Source organism: Hydrogenothermus marinus, assembly GCF_003688665.1.
In the GTDB taxonomy this organism is placed as follows: Bacteria; Aquificota; Aquificia; order Aquificales; family Hydrogenothermaceae; genus Hydrogenothermus; species Hydrogenothermus marinus.
Window position 1 is genome coordinate 1 of sequence record NZ_REFO01000011.1, and the last position, 24,940, is coordinate 24,940.

Genomic DNA, 24,940 nt, shown 5'->3' on the forward strand with positions numbered 1-24,940 from the left:
TTTAGCATAGCTAAATTCCTAATTTTATATTTTCAAATATTATACAGAAAGTAAAGTTTTAATAAAACTTTATATATTTTTCTATATGTAAAAAAAGTCTTTTTCAGTAAACCTGTATAAAACCTTGATTTTGTTTTTAAAAACAAAAATTTAAAAAGAATATTTAAGGTTAACTTATAGAGCTTTTGGTTATTTAGTATCTTAAATATAACTAGGGTTGTATAGGATCTCTTGCAATTACCCAACTTTCTGAAGGTATTGCGACTTTCTAAATTCAACAATGAACTTATTTTTAAATGATTACCAATGTTCTTTATAATCTCCTTTAATTTTTAGTTTTTTCATTTTGGAAATATATATTTTGATAGTTTTAAAAGTGATATTTTATAAAAAAATTTCATTTTGTATTTTTTGACAATTTTTAGTAATCATCATCCCAACTATTATTCCAAGTATCATCCCAATCATTATTCAAAAAATCATCATTCCAAAGATCATCATCGTAGCAAATATCATGATATATATTGGAAGCAAGATGGCAATAAGCAGGATCGGTAAGATAATCATCATAATCATCATCAGAAAAATAAGAGGTTGAAGATAAAAAATCATCATCAGCATAGGTTGCATTTTGATTATATAGATATTCATCTTCATCTTCATCTTGATAATAAGTTTCATTTTGGTAATCTGTTTCATCTTGATAATCTGTGTTTTCTTCTGAATCTTGACTGAATAAAGATAAAATAAATAAGGCACCTATAAAACCTAAAAATATTAACCAAAAAGTATCCATACTAAAAGAACCTCTCTCAGAAGGTATCTAATATCTATAAACTACAGAAATAGATAAATTCTGACAATATTACTCTTGCTTTTGTTTAACAAAAGTTATTTATTTAGTATAAATCTAATCCAAATTAGTATTAAATTTTAAGAACAGATAAAAATTTTAATTTTAAGATGATAAAATTTTGGATATTTTTTGAAAGAGACAAATATGCAAGAAGCTAAATTTTTAAGAAGATTTATAGAAAGAGAATCAAAATATGCATCTTATAAGTTTGCATTATTAAGAGGAATTATTGAAATAATCCAAGAGTATGATCATTTAAAATTAGAAACAGAGGAAGAAGTATCCTTTCCTTTAGGTTTACTAATTGAAAAATGGATATTTTATTACTACCCGTTAATAGAAAATAATATTCCTCAAATCTATGGAAAAAAAGCTTTAACCTTTAGAAAAGAATTAGAATATTTCATTGAAAAATACAAAAATAATGGTGGATTTTTACAGTTTTATAATGATTATAGACATTCAAAAGTTAATTTCAAAGAAATAAAGAAACTATTCACTAAAATAAAAACTGCTATTTATACTGGTCCAATGAAACATTTAGGATATACCACCAATAAAACAAAATATTCAATATTTAGATATGAAAATCCTAACTTAAAGGTAAAAAGTAAGGATTTAAACATTAAAGAATATCTAATAAATAATTATGGTTATATAAAATTTGATAAAAATCTATATATTTTATTAAAAGAATTTGGGTCTTTTATAAATGGAACAGAGTCTATAATTTTTAAATGGGCAAAATTTTCAAAAAATATAGATAATTCATTAAATCAAGAAGAAATAATATCATTACTACTTAAGAGTAAAGAAGAAATAGAAAGAGATGTTTATGATGCTAAAAAAGTTTATGACAAGTATATAAAAAATTTAAGATGTGTATGGACAAATAAAAAACTAACAAAGAAAAATTACGAAGTTGACCATGCTTTACCTTATTCTATTACATATATTAATGATTTATGGAATTTACTACCTGCCCATTCGCAAATAAATAGAAAAAAAAGTGATATGGTTCCAACGCCATCATTAATAGAATCTAGAAAAAATCAAATAAAATACTACTGGAATTTACTTTTAAAAGAATATAAAGATAGATTTAAAAAAGAAGTGGAAATAGGTTTAACAGGAAGAATAAATATTCCAACATCAGAAAAAAGTCTTTTTAATAATGCAATAGATAAATTAAAACAAAGGGCAGAATTTCTAATAGATAGAGGTTATGAACCATGGAAACCATAAATGAAAAATGTCCTTTTTGTAATATGTCAAATGAAAATATAATCATTCAAAATAAGCATTGTTATGCAATATTTGATAAATATCCTGTTAATAAAGGACATATGCTTATTATTCCATTTAGGCATTTTGATAATTATTTTGATGCTACTAAGGAAGAAAAAGTAAGTATATTAGATTTGATAGATGAAGCAAAGGAATTTTTAGATAAAAAATTTAAACCAGATGGATATAACATAGGAGTTAATATAGGGAAATATGCAGGTCAGACAATTTTTCATGTACATATTCATCTTATTCCAAGATATAAAGGAGATATGGAAAATCCTAAAGGTGGAGTAAGAGGAGTTATTCCAGGTAAAATGGCTTATTGATTTCAATTTTATAAATAAGGTTTTAAATCGTTTATTTCTAAACCAAAGAGATACAAACATTTTTTACATATAAAACCAGACTATAAAAGAAAACGAACCTACTACTCCTTTATCCGCCTTTTTAACCCACATAGTTCAGATAAAACACTTCTATTCTTGTTTATGTAATCTTCTCATCAGTAGCTTTTTACCCCACATAGTTCAGATAAAACAATGTGTATCATTTAAAAGAAATTACAAAATTTAAGGCTTTTTAACCCACATAGTTCAGATAAAACTCCAAAGCTGTTATATAAAAACTATTTTGATTTATCTTTTTAACCCACATAGTTCAGATAAAACCAGATAGAAGGAAAAGATAATATAAGGACTTCAATACACTTTTTAACCCACATAGTTCAGATAAAACGAACCGTTCTTAGGAAAATGGAACTTAGTAGATGAAACTACTTTTTAACCCACATAGTTCAGATAAAACTCCAAAGCTGTTATATAAAAACTATTTTGATTTATCTTTTTAACCCACATAGTTCAGATAAAACAACATGATAGGAAGGAAAGATTAAAAAGTATTTTAGAACTTTTTAACCCACATAGTTCAGATAAAACTTATTTTAAAGAAATTAAAAGACACATTGGTAGAACAAACTTTTTAACCCACATAGTTCAGATAAAACCTGGATATTTCTTACAAAGCTCTATTAAAGATGAACTTTTTAACCCACATAGTTCAGATAAAACGTTGCTGGTGCAAATACTGCTATTTTTTTAACTGGCTTTTTAACCCACATAGTTCAGATAAAACCCGTTAATTTAGGTTAATAAAAAAAATTGCTCTTGTCAAGTAGTTTTGCACTTTTCAGAGGATTTAAAAATTTTTAAAAATCCTCGCAAATGATAGTAAGTTGCATCAAACCTCCAGTAATGCAAATATATTTTCTATTATATTCTCGCAAGTTATTATAAAAAGCCAGCTTACACAAAAATATATTTTCTATTCAAAATGCAACTACATATCAAAATTTGTTATGTATTTTCATAAAAAGTTAATAAAAAAACAAAATCTGAACTAAATGGGACTACTTATTCTATTTCCAAGTAGCCAATGAATATCTAAAAAACTTGCAATTTAATTTTTTATATAGTATAACAAATTAAAAAAGAAAATAAAAGAATAAAGTCAGAAATAAAAATAAAATTCGTTTATAAATAGTAGAAAATATTAGTGGAGTGGGATATGAAAGAAATAACATTAACAGTAAAAACAATAACTCCAACATTGATGGGAGGAGCTTTTTCTCAAAATGATGGCATTCGTCCTTCCGAAATAAAAGCAATAATGAGATTTGCCTTTAGACTTGTCGCAGGAAAATATATAGAACATAATAAAGAAGGTTTAATAAAATTAAAAGAAAAAGAAAGCTTAATTTTCGGTAGTACAAATCAAAAAAGTATTTTTTCATTAATAGTAAAAAATCAATCTTTAGATATTAAAAAAATTGCTTTACTTCCACATAAAAATGGATTTAAAAATAAAAGAGATATGATAAGTCCAAATAGTAAATTTGATTTAAAAATTCAAGTTAAAAGGCCAATAAACAAAGATATATCTATACAAGAAAGTTTAGATTTTTTTAAAGCATTATTAAATGTAGCTTCTTTAATAGGTATAGGTTATAGAAAAAATAGATTCAATGGTAATCTTGAATTAGAAAAATTTTCTCTATCAGAAGAAGTAGAAAAAATAGATAATATTTGTAAAGCTTTATTTAACGAAAGTGAAAAGGATATAGACGTACCTTTATTCCCAGTTTTAGCTAAAAAGCCTAAAAAAGTTTATAAGGTTTTTAGTATTCCTTTAAAAAAACCTTTTAGACAATCATTAAATTATGAAGAATTTTTAAAAAAAGTTTATGAGAATGTAATTCACGAAATAGAAAGTAAAAGTGATTATTCTTGTTTGCTTGGTTCTGCAAAAAAAAGACAAGGTTCACTTATAAATTTTTCTATATATAACAATAAAATTTTTATATTTTCCTTTTTTTATAAAGATAAGAACTGTTTTGGAAGGTTTAATGAAGATAAAGATAAATTTTATAAAAATTGGCAAAAAGGGACAGAAGAAGTAATAGAAAAATTAAAAGATAATTTTGGGGTAAAAAATGAAAACAGATAAATACCTTTTCCAAATAACAATACCATCTGTTCAAAAATTGGTAGAAGCTTCAAGGAAAACTGCAGATTTATGGGCCGGAAGTTTTTTAATTTCATATATTTTGAAAAATACATTAAAAGATTTGGCAGGAAAATATAGCTCTACTAAATTTATTATCCCTCATGAAGATTTAATAAAAAAAGATATTGAAAACAGTTTTACTGCAGACATCACTAATATTGTCATATTTACAATAGATATTCAAGATAAAAATCAAATAAAAGATGTAATAGGTTGTATACAAAATTCTTTTAAAAAGCATTTAATAAAAGTTCTTCTTGGAAATAATAATCAAAAAAATAAAGGCATTAGTGAAGTATATGAGAAGTTAGAAGAAAAAAATTATCTAACTGAAAACATTAAAAATTTAGCAGAATTTCAAATAGAAAATTCTTTAAATCTAATAATAGGTGCAACAAAATTAACAAATTATTCAGAAAGTAGAAAAGAATTATCAAAATATATAGCTACATTAAAAGGTTTTAAATTTAAAGAGTTAGATAAAATTGAAAGTTTTGAGTTAATAAGCAAAGAAAATAACCTATTTCCTGATAATAAAAATTATAAAGATTATATGCAGATAACAAATGAAATAAAACCTGCATTAATTAGAGGAGCTTATAAATGCTCTATCTGTGGTGAAAGATTCATTCTTGGAGCTACAGAAAAAGATTTTACAGGAAAAGAATTTTGGGAATTTTTAAATAAAAAATATTCCATCTTAATAGAAGAAAATGAAAGGCTTTGCGGCTTTTGTCTTGGAAAAAGATTTTTAAAAGATACTCTCAATAAAACTGATAATATACCATCTACAAGTGATATTTCTATGAAATTTGTTAAAGAAATAGTTAAGAAAAATTATCAAGAAGAAATACTTAACATATTAGATTTGGGAAAAGATTTATATGAAGATAATCAAAATATAACTTCTGCCATCAAAAATAAAGATATATCCAAATTAGATGGTGAATGGCTAATGCCAATTACTTGGGAAAACTACATAAAGCAGGAACAAGATGAAAATAAAAAGAATATATTAAAAGAAATTAAGAAACGATTAGAAGAGTTCTATAAAGATAAAGATTTTAAACCTATATATCATTATGCAGTCTTACTTATGGATGGCGATAATATGGGTAAAAAAATTTCCAAATTAGAAACAGAAGAAAAACAAAAAGAACTTAGTAAATATCTTTCAGAATTTACTAAAAAAGTAAAAGGTATAGTTGAAAAAAATCATAAAGGTTTTCTTGTTTATGCAGGTGGAGATGATGTTTTAGCTTTATTGCCAGTTCAGTCAGCTTTAGATTGTGCTAATGAAATTCAAAAAGAATTTAATCAAGATTTAAATAAAAAGATAAAAGATAAATATTTTCCAAATGAAAAGGATTTAGATTATCATTTTACAATGAGCGCAGGACTTATATTAGCTCATCATAGGCTTCCACTTAATTATGTATTATCAGAAGTGCGAAATGCAGAATCAAAAGCTAAAAAAGATGGCAAAAATCAGATACATATTAAATATATAAAACATTCTTATTCTTTTGCAGAAACTTCTTTAAAATGGGATCAAATAGAAACATTTAATAATCTTGTAGAAAAAGCAGAAAAAATACCAGCTACTTTAGCAACTCAATATTATGAGTTGGTAAGTTCTTTTGATGATAAAAGTTATGATAAAAATTTAGTAATGGAACTTGCTACATACTTAATGAAGAAGAAAAATTTAAAAGATGAAATAAAGCAGTTATTAATTGATTTAACAGATTATGAAACAACTATAAAAGATTTTTCATACAGAATAAAAATGGCAAAATTCATAAAATCAAATACAGTAAAGGAAGTAAGCCATGCTACAGCTTAAACCATACGATTTATTAATTTTTGGAGATGGAAAACCTTTTAATGCCTCACAGCAAAATTTTAGACAGGGAAGATTCTTTTTAAATCCTATTCCTGTAGTATCTGCAGTTAATAAAATATTAACTTTTAAAGAAAATTCAGAATTTTCAGAAAGTAGCATAGAATTTTTAGCTTTTAAAAAGAATGGAGAAGTATTTTTTAAAACACCGGCAGATATATTAAAAGTAAAAAATACAGGCGAAATAAAATTTCCAAAACTGAAAAAATTAGAAGGAGAGTTTTACTCAAACTTAGACCAAGATATAGAATATATTTTAGATTATGAAGAAGAAAGAAAAACAGAATCTATAAACGAATATATATCTTTAAAAGATTTATTATCTTACTTATTAAAAGATGAAAACAAAGATAATAATAAAAATGATAAAGGAAAGCAAAATAAAAAATTAACATTTGCAAAATTATATGATGTTGAGTCAAGAGTAGGAATAGCATTAGATAGAAAAACAAGAAATACAAAAGAAGGATTCTTATACTTTCAAGATTTTATTAGATTTAAAGAAGATGTTTCATTAGTAGTAAAGCTAAAAAATGATAAATATAAAGAAAAAATAAAAAGTATAGAATTTTTAACCTTAGGGGGAGAAAGTAAAATATCTATAGTTGATGAGGATATTGACTATAGAGAAGAATTTGAAAAAGAAAAAAATAAGATAATGGAAAAAATCAATGAAACAGGATTTTTTAAAATAGTTTTATTAACACCTACCAATGCTATTCCTGAAATAGAAGGAGCTAAACTTATCTTACAGGTTTCATATCCAGTAATAAATTACAGCAGTTGGATAAATATTTACAAAGATAAAAGAGATAAATATCCAAGTAGAATGTTTAAAATTATTCCAGAAGGTTCTGTCTTTTATTATAAATTAGAAGATAAAAATAATTTAGGTGAGATATTTAATAAATATTGGCTAAAACCATCATTTTTTGTAAATGAATATCCATTTTTTGATAAAAAATTTCCAATAGGATTTGGATTATCTATTATATTAGCAGTAAACTTGGAGGGAAAAAATGAGTAAAAAAATAGCTTTTTACCACTGCCATACACCATTACATATTGGAAGTGGAACAACCTTAGATGTTATTGATTTGCCAATTCAAAGAGAAGCACATACTGATTATCCAGTAATGCCATCAACAGCTATTAAAGGGGTAATAAGAGCGGAGTATGGATTGAAAGAATCAAATTTCACACCTGAAGAATTTCCAGAAAAACTTGAAGATTGTAAAAAGGAAAAAACAATATGTAAAGAATTTTTTGAGATTTTCGGAGATGGAGATCAAGAAGGAGATATCATCTTTACAGATGGAAAAATATTATTATTTCCGGTTAAATCAGTAAAAGGTGTTTTCGCTTGGATAACTTGTCCATTAGTTTTAAAAAGATTTTCAAGGGATATAGGCTTAGATAATTTTGGAGAAATTGATATTAAAAAAGATGAAGCAATAGCTATTGGGGATAAAATAACAATTGGAAATGGAAATAAAAAATATGTAGTTTTAGAAGAGCTTAGTTTTAAAGTTAAAAATAATAATGAAAATTCAGATGTAATAGAAAATATTCATAAAAATCTTCCTCAGGATTTACAAAAAGATATAGAAAAAGAAAAAATAATAATCCTTTCTGATGATAACTTTAAATATTTTGTAAAAAATCATACAGAAGTAAATGCAAGAACAAGAATAGATCAAACAACAGGAACAGTTAAGACAGGTAGTTTATGGTATGAAGAATTAGTACCGGCAGAAACTGTTTTTTATAATGCTATCTTTTCAAGAACAGAAAAAGAAAAAAATTTAAATAAAGTAAAGAATTTTATTGATAAAAAGGTTTTCCAATTTGGTGGAGATGAAACTTTAGGCAGAGGATTTACTAAGGTTTATATTAAGGAGGGATAAAATGAATACTAAAGAAAATCAAACATTAGAGCAAAAAAGAGCAAAATATGCATTTGATATGATAAATAAAATAAAAGGTAAAAATTATGAAAAGGATTTTAACTCTCTAATATCAAAAATGCCAACTTTAATATTAACTAATGGACTTGGTAATTCTTTTGCTTTTCTATTTTCTAAAGGAAAAGATCACCATTTGGCTACAATATATACAATTTCCAACTGGCTATTTAATGAATTTGATATAAAGATTTTCAATCAAGAAATTGAAGATATATCCTTAGATAATTTAGGAAAAATAAAAGAAAAAATAGATCAGATTTTAAATCCATTAGTATTACAAGCAGATACACAAACCTATATTTTTGCAACTGAAGAGAGTTTAAGACTTTTAAACTGGCTTAGAAGATTTGCAAGTTCAATGCTAAAGAGTGAGGAACAATAAGATGGAAACAAGAAAAGTAGTCCCTAAAGAAACCAGTCAAATTTTGAAAAATTTTAATCATATAGATAATATATCTTTATTGTTAAATAAATATTTAGATTTTTTAACTTTTAATAAAAATAAATTAAATGCAAATGAAATCTCATTTATAAAAGCAATAAATTACATAAGTTTTATAAAAGATGATGAAGTTTATAATGAGGCTTTGAAGAAGGTTTTTGAAATAAACTATAGAAGAAATAGATTTAAGATAAATAGTAAAAATTTTGAAAAGGAAGTTGTAGAAAACACAAAAGAAAGAGTTGAAAATTATAGAAATTATTTAATAAAAGGAAATGGGAATAAAAATTTAAATAAAATTTTGGAAAAAATTAAAGAAAGGCAAAAAAATTCATCTGATTGTTCTTATCAGTTAACAACTAAATCAAGACTAATAATTGGTCTTGGTATATCTTCTGTTTTAGAAACCTCTATAAAACTTCATCATATTTATGGAATTCCTTATATTCCATCGTCAGCTATAAAAGGAGTTCTGAGAGCTTACAGAATTTGGAAATTAGCAAATTGGGATGAAGAAAAATATAAGGAAATAGAAACCAGAATTGATGATTATAAAGGTAAACCAGAGGAAAATATATCAGAAGAAGAAAAGAAAATTATTGAAATTTTTGGAAACCAAAATCAAAAAGGAAAATTAATAATCTTAGATGCATATCCGGAGAAATTTGAAGGATTTGATGTAGATATTATGAACCCCCATTATCCTAATTATTATACAAATGATAAAAATCCAGAGCCACCAGCAGACTGGCAAAATCCAACACCAATAACATTTTTAGCTATTCCAGAAGGAACAACTTTTAATTTTTACTTTAAAAATGCTGAAAGTTATGATAGAGATTTAGAAAAATTAAGAATAGACCTACAAGAAGCTTTTGAAAAAATAGGAATAGGAGCAAAAACATCCTTAGGATATGGAATATTAGAATAAACAAAAAAGTCAGAAATTAAGATTTTTTTCGTTAATAGAACATAGATAAAATCTAAAGAGGGGTTCAATGAGAATAAAAATAACTATTCAAACTAATAAACTTCCTATAATTTATCGTCATAGGATAATATCTCTTATTAAAGAAGCTTTAAAAAAATCAGATAAAGATTACAAAGAATTTTTATACAACAATAAAATAACAAAGCCTTTCTGTTTTAACCTTGTAATTCCAAAGAAAAAAGAAATAAAAAAAGAAACAATCCAAATAGATGAAAAATTCCAGATAGAAGATTTAGTTTTTTATTTTGATAATCAACCATTAAATTTATATATTTCAGCATATGATTATAGATTTATAATAAGCTTATTTAATGGATTGAAAAGATTAAAAACTTTTGATTTTAGTTATGGAAATTATAGTTTAGTAAATGGAGAAAAAATCAAGTTTTACATAAAAAATGTTTACTCTTTAAATGAAAGACCTATCAAAAACGATGTAATTATTTTTAAAACTAATTCACCAATAATAATAGAAGACAAAGAAGATAATCCAGTTCTTTTTGATGATAAAAATTTTGAATCTCATTTAAATGAAATATCAAACAGAATCTTAAAATCACCACATATAAAAGGAAAAGGATTAGAAAAACCTTTAAGATTTGAGCCAATAAAAATGCAAAAACAAGTAGTAAAACATACTTTAAAAGATTTTAGAGAAAAAACAGGAAAACCAATAATGTATCTAACAGGAAATTCAGGAATATTCAAGCTCTCCGGACATCCAAAAGATTTAGAAATTTTATACAAAATAGGTATAGGAAATAGAACAGGACAAGGCTTTGGAATGGTGGAGGTATTAGGATAATGGAGAGGGTTTATTTAGGAGATTGGCTTTATAATGCAGGAATTATAGGATTTTTAAAGATAAATTCTCATTTATGGGATGTTAAAAATCACGAATTAAAATCTAAAGATGAAAATTTATTAAAGATAGGGGAAAACTATATAGAGTTTGATAGAAAAATATTTGATGGATTTGCAAAAAGATATTTTGATTATGCATTTAACCAATATGGAAGATATGATCATATAGTTTCATTATTTAATGAATATTTAAAAGATTTAGAAAGTCTTGAAAATCCAAAAGAGGAAATAATATCTGAAATACATACAAGACTAAATAAAATACTATCAGGCTTTAGCCTCTTGAAGAAAAAATTAGGGAAATTACCTTCTAAAAACATAGTTAAAAAAGATTTAACTCAACTTACAAACTTTCTGAAAAATGCTTTAAAAATTTTAAAAGAAGATAAAGAAGAATTTTGGGAAACTGATGTGCAAATATACTTAAGAGGGATTTATGGACAAAAAAGTTTTTTAAATTTATCAGTAAATAAAAATAGATTTCAAAAATTCCAAAAAGATTTTGAAGAAACTTTATTAGAAAACAAAAATAAGAAAGACAAAAAATATAAATGTATAAACTGCTCAATAAGACAGGCAAAAAAAGATACTATATTTGATACAGGAATTTCAAAATTTTATGGATTAAACCCAGATAGTATAAATTTTGTATGGAATTTTAATTCAAAACTTCCTTTATGTGAGATATGTGAAATTATATACTTTTCATATTTTGCAGGTTTAACACCTTTTAGAAAGGATAATAAACCTGTATATTATTTTGTAAATTCAGATACTTCAATAGAAAATTTATTAAAAGAAAATTTAATATTAGAACAGAAATTAACAACTGATATTTCAGAAAATAAATTTATAGATTTCTTTACAGAACTTGTTTTAATGTCTCAATCAGAAAAAGCAAGATACTTTTTAGCAAATACAGTAGTTATAGAACTTGATCTAAACAGTGATACTATGCCAAAAATTTATTCTTTTAATATTTCAAAAGAAAAAGCAGAATATTTACAAAAAAATAAAGAAGATTTAAAAAAGTTATCTAAAACCTTTTATGAAATAAAAAATGAAAGATTTTCAATACTTCCTCAAATATTAGAGAAAATTTTAGATAATAGTCTTTCTTATGAATTTTTGAATAATTTATTAAGAATTTACTTAAAAAAAGTTAATAATTCTGTGTATTACAAGACAAATATTAATCCTTATCAAATGCAGATTTTAAATCTTTTAATAAAGGATTTTTTAGAAAAAATTATATTTGGAGGAAGGAGTATGGATATTTCAAATAATGAACTTTGGTTTGTTTATAACAAAGGTGCACAGCTTGCTAAAAAGTTAAAAGATAAAAATGCAGAAAATAAAATCCAGTCTATAGCTTACAAACTTTTAAATGCATTAAGAGTAGGAAATACAAATCAGTTTATGGATATTTTAATAAGAACTTATATGGCTTTTGAAGAAGAAATACCATCAAGTTTTGTAAAAACAATATCAGATAAAAATTTATTATATCCACTTGGATATAGCTTTTTAAATGGATTTCTTGGAAAAGAATTAAATAAGGAGGGATTAAATAATGAGTAATTTAGCACCAAAAGGATTAACAGTTTCAATTATTTTTGATGCAATGAGCTTAAACTACGGAGAAGGAATAGGAAATATCTCAGAACTGAAAAAACTATCCAGAAGTGGACAGTTATACTCTTATGAATCAAGACAAGCTATAAGATACGATATTTACAGAATGTTAAAAGAGATATTTAATATTGATGACAAGGAAGACCCATTAACAGCTCAAAATGAAGTTGTTCAGTTTAAACCAGATGCAAATATTAAAGATTATATTGAAGCAGACCTTTTTGGATATATGAAAACAGAAAAAGATAAAGGCTCATTAACAAGACCAGCAGTTGTTAGAATATCCCCAGCAGTAGCATTAGAACCAATGAATTTGGATATTGAGTTTGGAACAAATCTGAATTTTGCCCAAAGAGCAGGAGCAAATCCAAATCCATTCCAGTTTGAACATCAATCATCTTTATATACATATACAATCACTGTAGAGCTTGATAGAGTTGGGAAAGATGAAAATGATGATATAGACTTAGAACCTCAAGAAAAAGCAAGAAGAGTAAATATGCTACTTGATGTTTTAAAAGTTTTAAACAGAAATATAAAAGGTAGAATGGAAAGCTTAAACCCTCTTTTTGCAATAGGTGGAGTTTATGATGTAAAAAATCCATTTTTCTTAGGAAGACTAAAAATAAATTACAACAAAGAAAGTAGAAAATACTCAGTAGAACCAACAATTATATCTTCAGTATTAAATATGAGCTTCAATGGTAAGTTTATTAAAGATAATACTTATATAGGTTTAATAGAAGGATATTTTGATAATGAGCAAGAAATAAAAAATCTTTTACCAGCAAATCAGATCTTTAATGTAAATGATTTCTTTGAAACTTTAAAACAAAAAGTTAATGAATATTATGGAGCTTAAAAAATGAAGCTTTTAAGAATAAAAGCTTATCAGCTTTTTGCAAATTATAGAAAACCTATGAGTTTTAACTACTGGGATACTTATCCCCTTCCCCCTCTTTCAACAATTAGAGGTTGGTTTCATTATATAGTTTGGAATAAAAATAAAGATGAAAATAGACATTACATTCCAATGGCTATGAGTATTCAAGGAGTATCTTCATCTGTAATTCAAGATTTACAAACCTTAATAAAGTTTGATAGAAAAAGCAACGCAAAAGGAAAACCTATTTTAGAAGGCTTTAATAAAGTATTATCTAAATCACCAACCTATGTAGCAAATATTTTTGATGTAAAGCTTAATATCTATATAAAAGCAGAAGAAAAATTTCTAAATAGATTTATTGAAAATATTTTTAAATTAGACTACCCATCCTTAGGTAGATATGAAGATTTATTAAGAATTGATGAATTAAAAATTATAGAGCCTGAAATAATTGATTTTTACGATGACGAACATTCTATAAAATATGGAATTTATCTTAATAAAGATACAGCAGAAAATTTTAAATTAGATGGTATCCATTACAGAATGAACTTTAAATATGATAAAGAACTTTTAGAAAAAACAGGTATTAGATATTTTGAAAAAAAAGATGTTGTTTATGTAGATAATGGAACCTTAGAAGAAGGTGAGGCATTATTTGATAAAGAAGAAAATAGAATTATAGATTTAATAGGTGATAAAGTTGAATGAAGTATATGCAAAGATATACTTCCAAGAAGGAAAACCAATTCCTGAAACCTTAAAAGAACATACTGAAAACCTTTTAAATGAACTTAAAAGATTAAGAAAACTATATGAAAAAGATATAAACACAGATGAAAAATTTTGGGAAAGTTTAAAACTTGCTTGTTTATTTCACGATATAGGAAAAATATCATCATTATTTCAAAATAAAATAAAGAAAATTTTAAAAGAAAAACAAGAAATCCCAAAAGATTTAAAAAAGGAAATTCCACATAACTATTTATCAGGAATAGTTTTCTATTCAGATGATATAAAAAAACTACTAAAAGAACTTGGCTTAAAAGACTATCGCAAGTCTATATTTTATGCAGTAGTATTCCACCACGATAGAAACATAGATTTTACAGAAGATTATTTAAAAGAAGTTTTAGAAAAAGATATATCTAAAAAAATTGGATTTTTAAACTGGTTAAAAAATTACGGAATAAAAATTGAAAATATAAATGTAGAAAAAGCAGATATACTTTTTAGCAAAATAACAGAGTATAAGAATAATTCAAATTCTAAAGTAAAAGATTTAAAAAAAGATAAATTTTTCATTTTATTAAAAGGTTTATTACACAGAATAGACCATAGTGCATCAGCCCATTTACCAGTAGAAGAAGAAAGAATATACAATGTAGAACAAAATCTACACTTTTTTATAAAAAATAAGAAAAATTCCACTTTAAAACCATTCCAAGAAAAAGCAAAAGATTTAAGAGATAAAAATGTCTTACTAACAGCCTCAACAGGAATGGGAAAAACAGAGTTTGCTATTAATTGGATAGGAGATAATAAAGCATTTTATACCCTTCCAGTTAGAGTTTCTGTAAACGCTATGTATGAAAGATTTAAAGAAGTTTTTGAAGAAGATAAAGAAAAAATAGGACTTTTACATTCTGACTCAATTTTTTATGGACTTAAATCCTTAGAAAAAGAAGAAAAAGATTTAGAAATAGAAGAACATATTATAAGAACTCAAACAACTCGTCAGTTTTCAATGCCTATTACAATTTCTACAGCAGACCAGTTATTTACTTCTGTTTTAAAATATCCAGGATTTGAAAAAATATATGCTACTTTAAGCTACTCTAAAATAGTTTTAGATGAGCCTCAAAGCTATTCACCAGATACATTAGCAATAATAATAAAAGGACTTCAAGAAATATCAAAGCTTGGTGGTAAATTTTGCTTAATGAGTGCTACAATACACCCATTTATAAAAGAGTATTTAAAAGATATTGATAATTTAATACAGCTTGAAGCTGTATTTGATAAAAGAAAAAAACATAAAATTAAATTGCTTGATACAAGTATAGATGATGAAAAGATTTTAAATAAAATATTAGATTTATACAATGAAGGAAAGAAAGTTTTAATTATTTCAAATACAGTAAAAAAATCCCAAGAGATTTACAAAAGATTAAAAGAAATATCTATGGATAATGCAAATATAAAACTACTTCATTCATTATTTATAAAAAAAGACAGAGCAGAAAAAGAAAAACAGATAAAAGCAGATTTTGAAAAAGACCAGCCTGTAATATGGATAACAACACAGCTTGTAGAAGCATCTCTTGATATTGATTATGATGTTTTATTTACAGAAATAGCAACTCTTGACTCATTAATACAAAGAATAGGAAGAATTTATAGAAAAGAAGGGAGAACTATAACAGAAGAAGATAAACCTAATATTTATATCCTAACAGAAAACCCTTCAGACAAAGGAAAAATTTACAATAAAGATATAGTAAATCTAACAAAAGATGCTTTACAAAAATATAATGAAAAAATACTATCAGATGAAGAAAAACAAAATCTTATAGAGGAAGTATTTGATATAAAAAAGATTAAAGATACAAACTTTTATAAAACCTTTGAAAAAAACTTAAAACTTTTAGAATATGGTTATGAGTCAGAAAGCAAATCAGAAGCTCAAAGAATTTTTAGAGAAATATTAAATGTAGATGTTATACCAGAAAAAGTATATCAGGAAAATCTTGACTTAATAGAAAATTTAATTGAAAAAATATTAGATAAAAGCACAAACAAAATAGAAAAACTTTTAAATATACAAAAATTAAACTCTTTTACTTTAAGTGTGCCTTTCTTTAGAATAAAAGAAAAACCTACATTGATAACATCTTCCAAAATAAGACAAAAAATATTTTCAGTAAATATTGATTACGATAATGAACTTGGACTTAGAATAGACAAAGAAAAAGCAGAACTTGGAGAGATTTTATAATGGAAGATATAAATTTTGAAGAACTTAAAACAAATGGAATAAAAATTAATTATTACTATGTTTGTAAAAGAAAGCTTTGGCTTTTTGATAGAAAAATATCTATGGAACTTTCAGATAGAATGATATTAGGTCAAATTGTTCATCAAGAAAGTTATAAAAGAGACAAACCAAAAGAAGTTTTAATAGATAATCTTATATCTATTGATATAGTTGATAATTTAAACATTAGAGAAGTAAAATTGTCAGACAAAATGGCATTAGCAGATAAAATGCAGATTTTATATTATCTTTATTACTTAAAAAAACTTGGAATAAATAAAAAAGGAATAATAAACTATCCAAGATTAAGAAAAAGAGAATTTTTAGAATTAACAGAAAAAGATGAAAAAGAAATTGAGAAAACATTAATTGAAATAAATAAAATTTTAAAATCAGAAAAACCACCACCAGTAATTAATTCACCTATATGCAAAAAATGCTCATATTTTGAATTTTGTTATGCATAGAGGTTTTAAATGGCAAGAAGATTTTATATAAACTCAAATGGTAGAATAAGAAGAAAAGAAAACACATTATACTTTGAAAGAGAAATAGATGGAGAAATAGAGAAAAAAGCATTACCAATAAATGATATAGATTCAATCTATATTTTTGGAGAAATTAATATAAACACAAAAGCATTAAACTTTTTAGCTCAAAATGATATACCTCTTCATATATTTAATTATTATGGATATTATTCAGGTTCTTTTTTACCTCGTAAAAAAAATGTATCAGGAAGTCTTATAGTAGAACAAGTAAAACATCATATAGATAATCAAAAAAGGCAATATTTAGCAATTTCTTTTATAGAAGGGGCAGTCTATCATATTTTAAGAAATTTAAGAAAAAATGGAATTAATAAAGATGATTATCAAGATATAGAAAAAGAGCTATTTCCAAAAATATTTAAAACAAAAACACCAGAAGAACTAATGGCAATTGAAGGTAATATAAGAGATAAATATTATCAGCTTTTTAACAAAATAATAGAAAATGAAAATTTTTATATAGAAAAAAGAGATAAAAGACCACCATCAAATCCGATAAATGCATTAATTAGTTTTGGAAATACATTAATGTATAACACAGTATTAACAGAGATTTACAGAACCCAGTTAGAACCAACAATTAGCTATTTACATTCACCACAAGAAAAAAGATTTTCATTATCCTTAGATTTAGCAGAAATTTTCAAACCATTTATAGTTGATCCTATAATATTTTCTTTGATAAATAATCAAGTTATTTCTTTAAATGATTTTGATACTGATTTAAACTATGCATACCTAAATGAAGAAGGAAGAAAAAAATTTCTTAAAGCTTATGAAGAAAAGCTTGCAAAAACTATAAAACATAGAAAACTAAAAAGAAAAGTATCGTATAAACAGTTAATAAGACTTGAATGCTATAAGCTTATAAAACATTTTATTGAAGATGAAGATTACAAACCTTTTAAAGCTTGGTGGTAATAATGTATGTAATTGTCACTTATGATATTACAGATGATAAAAGATTGAACAAAGTAAGAAAAGTTTTAAAGAAATATCTTTATTGGTGTCAGCTTTCTACTTTTGAAGGGGAAATATCAGAAGGAAAACTTGAAAAGTGCAAATCAGAAATTTTTGATATAATAAATTTTGAAGAGGATAGCATATATTTTTTTGAAGTTAAAAATCCGAAAAATATAGTAAAGAAAGTAATAGGAATAGAAAAAAATTATATGGATAATATTCTTTAAGGTATAATTAATTTGCAAGGCTACTTGGAAATAGAATAGGTAGGGGTCCCATTTAGTTCAGATTTTGTTTTTTTATAACTTTTTATGAAAATACATAACAAATTTTGATATGTAGTTGCATTTTGAATAGAAAATATATTTCTGTGTAAGTTGGCTTTTTGTAATAATTTGCGAGAATATAACAGAAAATATATTTGCATTACTGGAGGTTTGATGCAACTTACTATCATTTGCGAGGATTTTTAAAAATTTTTAAATCCTCTGAAAAGTGCAAAATTACTTGACAAGAGCAATTTTTTTTATTAACTTAAATTAACGGGTTTTATCTGAACTATGTGGGGTAAAAAGTCCTTTTTTAATATTCTAATCAAACCACTTAACACTTGTTTTATCTGAACTATGTGGGGTAAAAAGTCGCACACGGTTGAGTTGAGAGTATTCAGAGGGACTTGTTTTATCTGAACTATGTGGGGTAAAAAGGTCAATTAAGATTTAAGAGTATTTTATCTTAAATATTAGTTTTATCTGAACTATGTGGGGTAAAAAGTATCTTCATCATAATCATATGTATATTCTTTTCTTTCAGTTTTATCTGAACTATGTGGGGTAAAAAGTCTTTTTCGATAGCTTCTTTTGAAACTTTTCTTTCTTTGTTTTATCTGAACTATGTGGGGTAAAAAGCTTATACACAACTGAGCCAAGACCAACTGGCAGTAGTTTTATCTGAACTATGTGGGGTAAAAAGTTTTGTGAGTGAATATTTCTATTAATCTTGAAGTTAGGTTTTATCTGAACTATGTGGGGTAAAAAGACTTTTTAAATATATCTTCTGGAACATCTTCTAATGTTTTATCTGAACTATGTGGGGTAAAAAGTATTGTTTTCAGCATTAACATTCAGCCCAAGCTCAAGTTTTATCTGAACTATGTGGGGTAAAAAGTCTTTATGAAAGGAGCTGTCTTATCTGGTGGAAAAGATAGTTTTATCTGAACTATGTGGGGTAAAAAGTTGTATTGTTCTCTTTTTTTGAATTTGTTTTCAAACTGTTTTATCTGAACTATGTGGGGTAAAAAGTATTTCCTTAAATTAATCTTTTTCAATTCTTCCTCTAAGTTTTATCTGAACTATGTGGGGTAAAAAGATCCTTCTTTTACTTCTTTTACTAAATTTTTCATAACTAAGTTTTATCTGAACTATGTGGGGTAAAAAGTTTCTTTTCAGTTTTTCTATTATCTTTTCGTTATCCAAGTTTTATCTGAACTATGTGGGGTAAAAAGTCTTGCTTTATTTTTTCTTTTTAAAAATATTGACAAACAGTTTTATCTGAACTATGTGGGGTAAAAAGTATTTTTGGTCATTTGTTATTTATTTTATGTTTTTTCATGTTTTATCTGAACTATGTGGGGTAAAAAGGAGACAGAGCAATTTATAGCTTTAGCTACTTTATCCCAAGTTTTATCTGAACTATGTGGGGTAAAAAGATAAGGATATTCAAATCTTGTTCCATTTGTTATTCTTTCTACGTTTTATCTGAACTATGTGGGGTAAAAAGAAGTTTCTTCTTAAACGATTGCTTAAAAGCTTCTATGTTTTATCTGAACTATGTGGGGTAAAAAGAGTTCCAGCATTTGATAATGAATCAATTGGTGATTGTGTTTTATCTGAACTATGTGGGGTAAAAAGTAGGAGATAGTTTATTTTGTGATTAATTAAATAACAGGAGGTTTTATCTGAACTATGTGGGGTAAAAAGAGTAAGATTTACATAGATGAGAAATACATCAATATACTAGTTTTATCTGAACTATGTGGGGTAAAAAGTAATCTTCCCCTTTCACATTTACATCTTTCTTCTTAAGAGTTTTATCTGAACTATGTGGGGTAAAAAGACCTATACATTAGCTACGGATATGCCTATTGTAAAAGATGTTTTATCTGAACTATGTGGGGTAAAAATATTGCGGAAAACAAGCTGAAAAGTGTATAAGCTTTTAGAGAAATTTGAGTTATAATTAAACTCTATAATTCTTTGGAGAAATTAAAAAAAATGTCAAAATATAAAGTTCTTCTTGTTAATGATGATGGATATTTATCTCCTGGTATAAATGCAATTAGAGATGTTCTTCTTGAAAATAATTTTGAAGTTATCACCATTGCTCCAGATAGAAATATGTCTGGAACAAGCCATTCTCTAACTTTCACAAGACCTTTAAAAATAGAAAAATATAAAGAGAATTTTTATTATGTGATAGATGGGACACCTGCAGATTGTGTACACTTAGGCTATTACGTAATTTTAAAGGAAGAAAAACCTGATATTTTAGTTTCTGGAATAAATACAGGTCCAAACTTAGGAAATGATATTTTCTATTCTGGAACTGTAGGAGCTGCAAGAGAAGGAACATCTTTTGGAATACCTTCAATTGCTTTATCTCCAGCATCTTCAAAGAATGTAGATTTTAAAAAAATAGCAAATATATCTTTAAAAATAATTAACAAAGTTTTAGAAAAATCTCTTCCAAAAGGAACATTTCTTAATATAAATTTCCCAGTTTCAGATATAAAAGGTTTTAGAATAACAAAACAAGGAAGAGGTGCTTATCAAGAAAAAATTCAAAAGTATATATCTCCATCTAAGGAAACTTATTACTGGATTGGTGGTGAAGAATCTCTATGTGAAATATGTGAAAAAGATTCAGATTATACAGCAGTACAACAAGGATATGTATCTATAACTCCTATTAAGCTTGATTTAACAGATTACAATTCTATAAAAACTTTAGAAAGTAAAGGTTTTATTGATTTTTAAGTCAATTTTAAATAATTTAATATGAAAAAATTATGGAGGAAAAATATGGACAAAGAAAAACTACAGTATTTTAGAAATCTTTTACTTGAAAAAAAGAAAGGAATTTTAAGTAGGTACTTAGAGAATGAAGAAATAATAAGAAAAATGAAAGAAGAAGAGCTTACAATACCAGAACAACTTGAAGATTATGCCAATTTTAATATTTCAGAAATATTACTTGGAGAAATGGAAGATGTTGAAATTAAGATTATTCGTGAGATAGATAAAGCATTAGAAAGAATCAACGATGGTACTTACGGATATTGTGAAGTTTGTGGAAAACCTATAGAAGAAAAAAGATTAGAAGCTATTCCTTGGACTACACTCTGCATTGAGCATGCAAAAGAAGCAGAGAAATATCAATTAACTCCAGATTCTGTTTATAAAGATTATTTAGAAGAAAGCCTTATACCTTATGATGAAGAATTAGATAAAGAAATAAAAGAAGAAGGATTTGATAAATGAAAAAAGGGCTTTAAAGCCCTTTTTTATTAATCTTCACAGAAAGGTCTAAGGAATTTAGCTCTGTGAGGATGTCTTAATTTTCTTAATGCTTTTGATTCTATTTGTCTAATTCTTTCTCTTGTAACACCAAACTTTTTACCTACTTGTTCTAATGTATATTCAGTATCATCTTCAAGTCCAAATCTGCATCTTAATACTTCTTCCTCTCTTTCTGATAATGTAGATAAAACTTCTTCAAGTTGTTGTCTTAATGCTTTTTTAAGTACATAATCTTCTGGAGATACAACTGTTTTATCTTCTAAGAAATCAACAAGATGTGATTCATCATCATCTCCAACAGGTTTTTCAAGTGATATAGGTTCTTGAGATGTTCTTAATATTTTTCTAACTTTATCTGCTGGCATTCCTACTTTTTTAGCTATCTCTTCAGGAGTTGGTTCTCTACCAAGTTCTTGGAACATAGCCCTTGATACTCTTGTTAATTTATTAATTGTTTCTATCATATGAACAGGAATTCTTATTGTTCTTGCTTGATCTGCTATTGCTCTTGTAATTGCTTGTCTAATCCACCATGTTGCATAAGTTGAAAATTTATATCCTTTTTTATAATCAAATTTATCAACAGCTTTCATTAAACCAATATTTCCTTCTTGAATTAAATCTAAGAATTGAAGACCTCTATTTGTGTATTTTTTAGCTATTGATACAACAAGTCTTAAGTTAGATTGAACAATAAATTGTTTTGTATCATTAACTTCTTTTCTACCTTCATTTATGATCTGCATTACATGATCAAACTCTGTAGGTACTGTTCCTATTTTTTCTTTTAATTGCTCTATTTCTTCTTTTAGTTTTAAAGTTTCTGATTTTAATATTTCAAATCTTCCGAAAGAAAGACCATTTTCTTCAATTTTCTTTAAAAATTCATCATTATATTCTTGAATTTCAAGAATTTTGAGAGTTGGATCTATTTTCTTTAATCTTCTAATTCTCTTTTCATAATCTCTTTGTTTAGTTTTTAACTGTTTATAAAGGTTTCTAAGTTCGTCAGCTATTTTATCAATTTTTGTAAATTTAATATTTAATGATTTTATAAATCTATTAGTTTTTGCATGATTTTTTAAAAATTCTTTTTTAAGATTTTCATCATCTGGATTTTGGATTATTTTTTCTTCAAGTTTTCTTAAATTTTTATACATTTTAGCAAGTTGAATACCTTTATCGATAAAATCTCTTGTAATTTCATCAATAATAATTTCTTCATCTACATCTTCATTATCATCATAATCTGATGTATCAAGATTTATAAGATCTTTAACTTTCATTTTTCCATCAGCTATTTTTGCCCAGTCATCAAGCAGTCTTTCAATTAAAAAGGAAGTTCTTAAAAGGCCTCTAAATACTTTTTTTCTTCCTCTTTCTATATCCATAGATAGTTGTATTTCTTGCTCTCTTGTAAGAAGAGGGATTTTACCCATTTCTTTTAAATAAAGTTTTACAGGGTCATCTGTTTTTGCCCATACATCATCTGATAATTCCATTCCTAAACCCGTAGATTCTTCATTTTCATCTTCAGAAAATTCAGATTTTTCTTCTGGCTTTGGATTATCAACTACATCAATATTTAATTCATTAAGGTATTCTATTAAATCTTCAAGCTCATCTGAAAGAAGTAAATCTTCATCAATAATATCGCTTAATTCTTTGTAAGTAACATATCCTTTTTCCTTGGCTAAGATAATTACTTTTCTAACATCATCTCTTTCATACATCATTCCCAAGGTCTTTCCTCCTGTTAAAGGTTTTTAAATTTTGGATCTAATTGTTTCAAAGCTTTTATTTCTTCCAATCTCTTTTTAAAAGCTTCTTCTGGATCTATTTCTGATATTAAGGAGCTTATCTTAATTTCCTCTTTTTTCTTTTCAATTAGAAGTTTTTCAATAGCTTCATGGAGAGATCTGGTGTCTATAGGTATATTTTCAAGACCTTTTATACTTTCATATTCAACTTCATTATTTGCTAAATAATCTAATAAATATTTAAAATAATCAGAGCCTAAAATTTTATCATATTTACCTAAAATATTCAAGGTTTCTTCTTTATTTAAAAGCAAACTCTTTAATATAATTTTTTCATTAAAACTAAGATTTTCTAAATTTAAAACTTCTTCTGAATTTTCTTCCATATAATCTGATATTTCCTTAGGTTTAACTTCTAAGAAGTTTTTATCTATTCCTGTAGTTTTTGAAAGTAGATTTATATATTCGCCAATCAATACTTTATCCTTACTATATGAAATAACATCTAAAAATATATCTATAAGTTTTTTCCTTTTTCTTAAATCCTGTGTTAATTTAATTCTTTCTATTAAAAAGTCAAGAAAGTTTTGTGATTTTTCTAATTGCTCTTTAAAAGCTTTATATCCTTCTTTGGCAAGTTCGTCTGGGTCTTTTTGAGATATAGGATTGTAAAAAACTTCTATGCCTTCATATAAAAATATTTTTGCCGCTCTTATTGCCGCTTTCTTACCTGCTTCGTCAGAATCAAATAGTAAAATTACTTTATTTATAAATTTTTTTAATTGTTTTGCATGATTTAAAGTTAAAGCTGTTCCTAGGGTTGCTACTATATTTTTTATACCTATCTGATATGGAGATATTACATCAAAATATCCTTCTACTAAAATAGCTTCTTTTTCTTCTCTAATTGCATCTTTTGATTCATAAAGGCCATATAAAATTTTGCTTTTTTTATAAAGTGTTGAATCTGGAGAATTTATATATTTAGCACCTTTATTATTAATAGTTCTACCACCAAAACCAACTACTCTTCCTTGTATATCTTTTATTGGAAATATTATTCTTCCTGAAAATCTATCTTTTTTATTATCTATAGATGATATAACCCCTGCTTTCACAAGAAACTCTTTATTTATTCCTTCTTTTTCAATCCAATTTAAGAACGAGTTATCTTCAGGAGAGTATCCAATATCAAATTTATCTATTGTTGAAGGTAATATATTTCTTTCTGTAAGATATTTTCTAGCTTCTGGATATTTTTTTAGATTTTCTTTATAAAAGTTTAGAACTTTATTTAAAATTTCATAAAGATTTTTATATTCTTTTGTTCTATCTTTTCCTACAAATTTAAGGTTAATATTATATTTTTCTGCTAATTTTTTTATTGCCTGTGAATAAGATATTCCTTCATACTCTATAAGAAAAGAAATAGCATTTCCACTTTTTCCACAACCAAAACATTTCCATATATTTTTTTGAGGAGAAACATAAAAAGAAGGGGTTTTTTCTGAATGGAAAGGACATAAAGCTCTATATGAGCTACCAACTCTTTCTAAATCAAGATATTCAGATATAACATCATAAACATTTGCTACTGATTTAACTTCTTCAATACTATCTGGGGATATAGCCATTAAATCCTCAAAACTTGAAAA

General features: G+C 25.4%; 21 protein-coding genes and 2 CRISPR repeat arrays. Of the genes, 18 read left to right on the plus strand and 3 right to left on the minus strand.

The features are described 5' to 3' along the window. Positions 1–421: 421 nt before the first annotated feature. Positions 422–796 carry a hypothetical protein gene (locus CLV39_RS02995; RefSeq protein WP_121922757.1) on the minus strand — a complete coding sequence of 125 codons (375 nt, stop codon included), beginning with the start codon at positions 794–796 and terminating at the stop codon, positions 422–424. Between the two features lie 204 nt (positions 797–1,000). Here CLV39_RS02995 and CLV39_RS03000 point away from each other — a divergent pair, with 204 nt between their 5' ends. The 18 genes from CLV39_RS03000 (at position 1,001) to CLV39_RS03085 (ending at position 21,486) form a co-directional block, all read left to right on the plus strand. Next, positions 1,001–2,101, plus strand: coding sequence for an HNH endonuclease domain-containing protein (locus CLV39_RS03000; RefSeq protein WP_121922758.1), 1,101 nt, complete (start codon positions 1,001–1,003; stop codon positions 2,099–2,101). After that, entirely contained in the window at positions 2,089–2,472 is a 384-nt protein-coding gene (locus CLV39_RS03005; RefSeq protein ID WP_121922759.1) for an HIT family protein, read from the plus strand. The genes CLV39_RS03000 and CLV39_RS03005 overlap by 13 nt, the downstream gene beginning before the upstream one ends. Positions 2,473–2,589: 117 nt before the next feature. Beyond that, positions 2,590–3,277: direct repeats of the CRISPR family, unit length 29 nt; unit sequence CTTTTTAACCCACATAGTTCAGATAAAAC. 432 nt (positions 3,278–3,709) lie between these two features. Then, positions 3,710–4,648: a type III-B CRISPR module RAMP protein Cmr1 gene (gene cmr1, locus CLV39_RS03010; RefSeq protein ID WP_121922760.1), complete on the plus strand. Its 939-nt coding sequence runs from the start codon at positions 3,710–3,712 to the stop codon at positions 4,646–4,648. Then, the gene (gene cas10, locus CLV39_RS03015) at positions 4,635–6,554 is read left to right on the plus strand and encodes a type III-B CRISPR-associated protein Cas10/Cmr2 (RefSeq protein WP_121922761.1); all 1,920 of its coding nucleotides are present in this window, start codon (positions 4,635–4,637) and stop codon (positions 6,552–6,554) included. The genes cmr1 and cas10 overlap by 14 nt, the downstream gene beginning before the upstream one ends. Beyond that, positions 6,541–7,638 (plus strand): type III-B CRISPR module-associated Cmr3 family protein, encoded by a 1,098-nt coding sequence (locus CLV39_RS03020; protein WP_121922762.1) that lies wholly within the window; start codon positions 6,541–6,543, stop codon positions 7,636–7,638. Before cas10 ends, CLV39_RS03020 begins: the two co-directional genes overlap by 14 nt. Beyond that, on the plus strand, positions 7,631–8,518 hold the full coding sequence (cmr4, locus tag CLV39_RS03025) for a type III-B CRISPR module RAMP protein Cmr4 (protein ID WP_121922763.1): 888 nt from the start codon (positions 7,631–7,633) through the stop codon (positions 8,516–8,518). Before CLV39_RS03020 ends, cmr4 begins: the two co-directional genes overlap by 8 nt. Before the next feature lies 1 nt (position 8,519). Continuing rightward, positions 8,520–8,960: a type III-B CRISPR module-associated protein Cmr5 gene (gene cmr5 / locus CLV39_RS03030; RefSeq protein ID WP_121922764.1), complete on the plus strand. Its 441-nt coding sequence runs from the start codon at positions 8,520–8,522 to the stop codon at positions 8,958–8,960. A 1-nt stretch (position 8,961) separates the two neighbouring features. Then, the gene (gene cmr6, locus CLV39_RS03035) at positions 8,962–9,951 is read left to right on the plus strand and encodes a type III-B CRISPR module RAMP protein Cmr6 (protein ID WP_121922765.1); all 990 of its coding nucleotides are present in this window, start codon (positions 8,962–8,964) and stop codon (positions 9,949–9,951) included. 67 nt (positions 9,952–10,018) lie between these two features. Next, entirely contained in the window at positions 10,019–10,816 is a 798-nt protein-coding gene (gene cas6 / locus CLV39_RS03040; RefSeq protein WP_121922766.1) for a CRISPR-associated endoribonuclease Cas6, read from the plus strand. Next, positions 10,816–12,456 (plus strand): type I-B CRISPR-associated protein Cas8b1/Cst1, encoded by a 1,641-nt coding sequence (gene cas8a1, locus CLV39_RS03045; protein ID WP_121922767.1) that lies wholly within the window; start codon positions 10,816–10,818, stop codon positions 12,454–12,456. Before cas6 ends, cas8a1 begins: the two co-directional genes overlap by 1 nt. Further along, positions 12,449–13,372, plus strand: a complete 924-nt coding sequence (gene cas7i / locus CLV39_RS03050; protein WP_121922768.1) for a type I-B CRISPR-associated protein Cas7/Cst2/DevR — start codon at positions 12,449–12,451, stop codon at positions 13,370–13,372. Before cas8a1 ends, cas7i begins: the two co-directional genes overlap by 8 nt. 3 nt (positions 13,373–13,375) lie before the next feature. After that, positions 13,376–14,107, plus strand: a complete 732-nt coding sequence (gene cas5b, locus CLV39_RS03055) for a type I-B CRISPR-associated protein Cas5b (protein ID WP_121922769.1) — start codon at positions 13,376–13,378, stop codon at positions 14,105–14,107. Further along, entirely contained in the window at positions 14,091–16,394 is a 2,304-nt protein-coding gene (gene cas3 / locus CLV39_RS03060; protein ID WP_245960300.1) for a CRISPR-associated helicase Cas3', read from the plus strand. The genes cas5b and cas3 overlap by 17 nt, the downstream gene beginning before the upstream one ends. Beyond that, positions 16,394–16,900, plus strand: coding sequence for a CRISPR-associated protein Cas4 (cas4, locus tag CLV39_RS03065; protein WP_170145594.1), 507 nt, complete (start codon positions 16,394–16,396; stop codon positions 16,898–16,900). Before cas3 ends, cas4 begins: the two co-directional genes overlap by 1 nt. Before the next feature lie 9 nt (positions 16,901–16,909). After that, a complete protein-coding gene (gene cas1b, locus CLV39_RS03070; protein ID WP_121922772.1) occupies positions 16,910–17,905 on the plus strand; it encodes a type I-B CRISPR-associated endonuclease Cas1b in 996 nt (331 codons plus the stop codon). Positions 17,906–17,907: 2 nt separating this feature from the next. Beyond that, on the plus strand, positions 17,908–18,174 hold the full coding sequence (gene cas2 / locus CLV39_RS03075) for a CRISPR-associated endonuclease Cas2 (RefSeq protein WP_121922773.1): 267 nt from the start codon (positions 17,908–17,910) through the stop codon (positions 18,172–18,174). A gap of 319 nt (positions 18,175–18,493) precedes the next feature. Further along, a CRISPR array of direct repeats spans positions 18,494–20,130; the repeat unit is 29 nt; unit sequence GTTTTATCTGAACTATGTGGGGTAAAAAG. Between the two features lie 90 nt (positions 20,131–20,220). Beyond that, positions 20,221–20,982 carry a 5'/3'-nucleotidase SurE gene (gene surE / locus CLV39_RS03080; protein ID WP_121922774.1) on the plus strand — a complete coding sequence of 254 codons (762 nt, stop codon included), beginning with the start codon at positions 20,221–20,223 and terminating at the stop codon, positions 20,980–20,982. A 45-nt stretch (positions 20,983–21,027) separates the two neighbouring features. Then, positions 21,028–21,486 (plus strand): TraR/DksA family transcriptional regulator, encoded by a 459-nt coding sequence (locus CLV39_RS03085; RefSeq protein WP_121922775.1) that lies wholly within the window; start codon positions 21,028–21,030, stop codon positions 21,484–21,486. Positions 21,487–21,512: 26 nt separating this feature from the next. Here the strand turns inward: CLV39_RS03085 and rpoD are convergent, their stop codons facing one another. Together rpoD and dnaG are read right to left on the minus strand one after the other, a co-directional pair. Further along, positions 21,513–23,261 carry an RNA polymerase sigma factor RpoD gene (rpoD, locus tag CLV39_RS03090; RefSeq protein ID WP_121923125.1) on the minus strand — a complete coding sequence of 583 codons (1,749 nt, stop codon included), beginning with the start codon at positions 23,259–23,261 and terminating at the stop codon, positions 21,513–21,515. A gap of 20 nt (positions 23,262–23,281) precedes the next feature. Next, positions 23,282–24,919 (minus strand): DNA primase, encoded by a 1,638-nt coding sequence (dnaG, locus tag CLV39_RS03095; protein ID WP_121922776.1) that lies wholly within the window; start codon positions 24,917–24,919, stop codon positions 23,282–23,284. Positions 24,920–24,940: the final 21 nt, after the last annotated feature.

Bases quoted from the DNA above. Each gene is read 5' to 3' on its own strand.
- CLV39_RS02995 (WP_121922757.1), bottom strand. From the start codon at position 796: ATGGATACTTTTTGGTTAATATTTTTAGGTTTTATAGGTGCCTTATTT.
- CLV39_RS03000 (WP_121922758.1), top strand. From the start codon at position 1,001: ATGCAAGAAGCTAAATTTTTAAGAAGATTTATAGAAAGAGAATCAAAA.
- CLV39_RS03005 (WP_121922759.1), top strand. From the start codon at position 2,089: ATGGAAACCATAAATGAAAAATGTCCTTTTTGTAATATGTCAAATGAA.
- cmr1 (WP_121922760.1), top strand. From the start codon at position 3,710: ATGAAAGAAATAACATTAACAGTAAAAACAATAACTCCAACATTGATG.
- cas10 (WP_121922761.1), top strand. From the start codon at position 4,635: ATGAAAACAGATAAATACCTTTTCCAAATAACAATACCATCTGTTCAA.
- CLV39_RS03020 (WP_121922762.1), top strand. From the start codon at position 6,541: ATGCTACAGCTTAAACCATACGATTTATTAATTTTTGGAGATGGAAAA.
- cmr4 (WP_121922763.1), top strand. From the start codon at position 7,631: ATGAGTAAAAAAATAGCTTTTTACCACTGCCATACACCATTACATATT.
- cmr5 (WP_121922764.1), top strand. From the start codon at position 8,520: ATGAATACTAAAGAAAATCAAACATTAGAGCAAAAAAGAGCAAAATAT.
- cmr6 (WP_121922765.1), top strand. From the start codon at position 8,962: ATGGAAACAAGAAAAGTAGTCCCTAAAGAAACCAGTCAAATTTTGAAA.
- cas6 (WP_121922766.1), top strand. From the start codon at position 10,019: ATGAGAATAAAAATAACTATTCAAACTAATAAACTTCCTATAATTTAT.
- cas8a1 (WP_121922767.1), top strand. From the start codon at position 10,816: ATGGAGAGGGTTTATTTAGGAGATTGGCTTTATAATGCAGGAATTATA.
- cas7i (WP_121922768.1), top strand. From the start codon at position 12,449: ATGAGTAATTTAGCACCAAAAGGATTAACAGTTTCAATTATTTTTGAT.
- cas5b (WP_121922769.1), top strand. From the start codon at position 13,376: ATGAAGCTTTTAAGAATAAAAGCTTATCAGCTTTTTGCAAATTATAGA.
- cas4 (WP_170145594.1), top strand. From the start codon at position 16,394: ATGGAAGATATAAATTTTGAAGAACTTAAAACAAATGGAATAAAAATT.
- cas1b (WP_121922772.1), top strand. From the start codon at position 16,910: ATGGCAAGAAGATTTTATATAAACTCAAATGGTAGAATAAGAAGAAAA.
- cas2 (WP_121922773.1), top strand. From the start codon at position 17,908: ATGTATGTAATTGTCACTTATGATATTACAGATGATAAAAGATTGAAC.
- surE (WP_121922774.1), top strand. From the start codon at position 20,221: ATGTCAAAATATAAAGTTCTTCTTGTTAATGATGATGGATATTTATCT.
- CLV39_RS03085 (WP_121922775.1), top strand. From the start codon at position 21,028: ATGGACAAAGAAAAACTACAGTATTTTAGAAATCTTTTACTTGAAAAA.
- rpoD (WP_121923125.1), bottom strand. From the start codon at position 23,261: ATGATGTATGAAAGAGATGATGTTAGAAAAGTAATTATCTTAGCCAAG.
- dnaG (WP_121922776.1), bottom strand. From the start codon at position 24,919: ATGGCTATATCCCCAGATAGTATTGAAGAAGTTAAATCAGTAGCAAAT.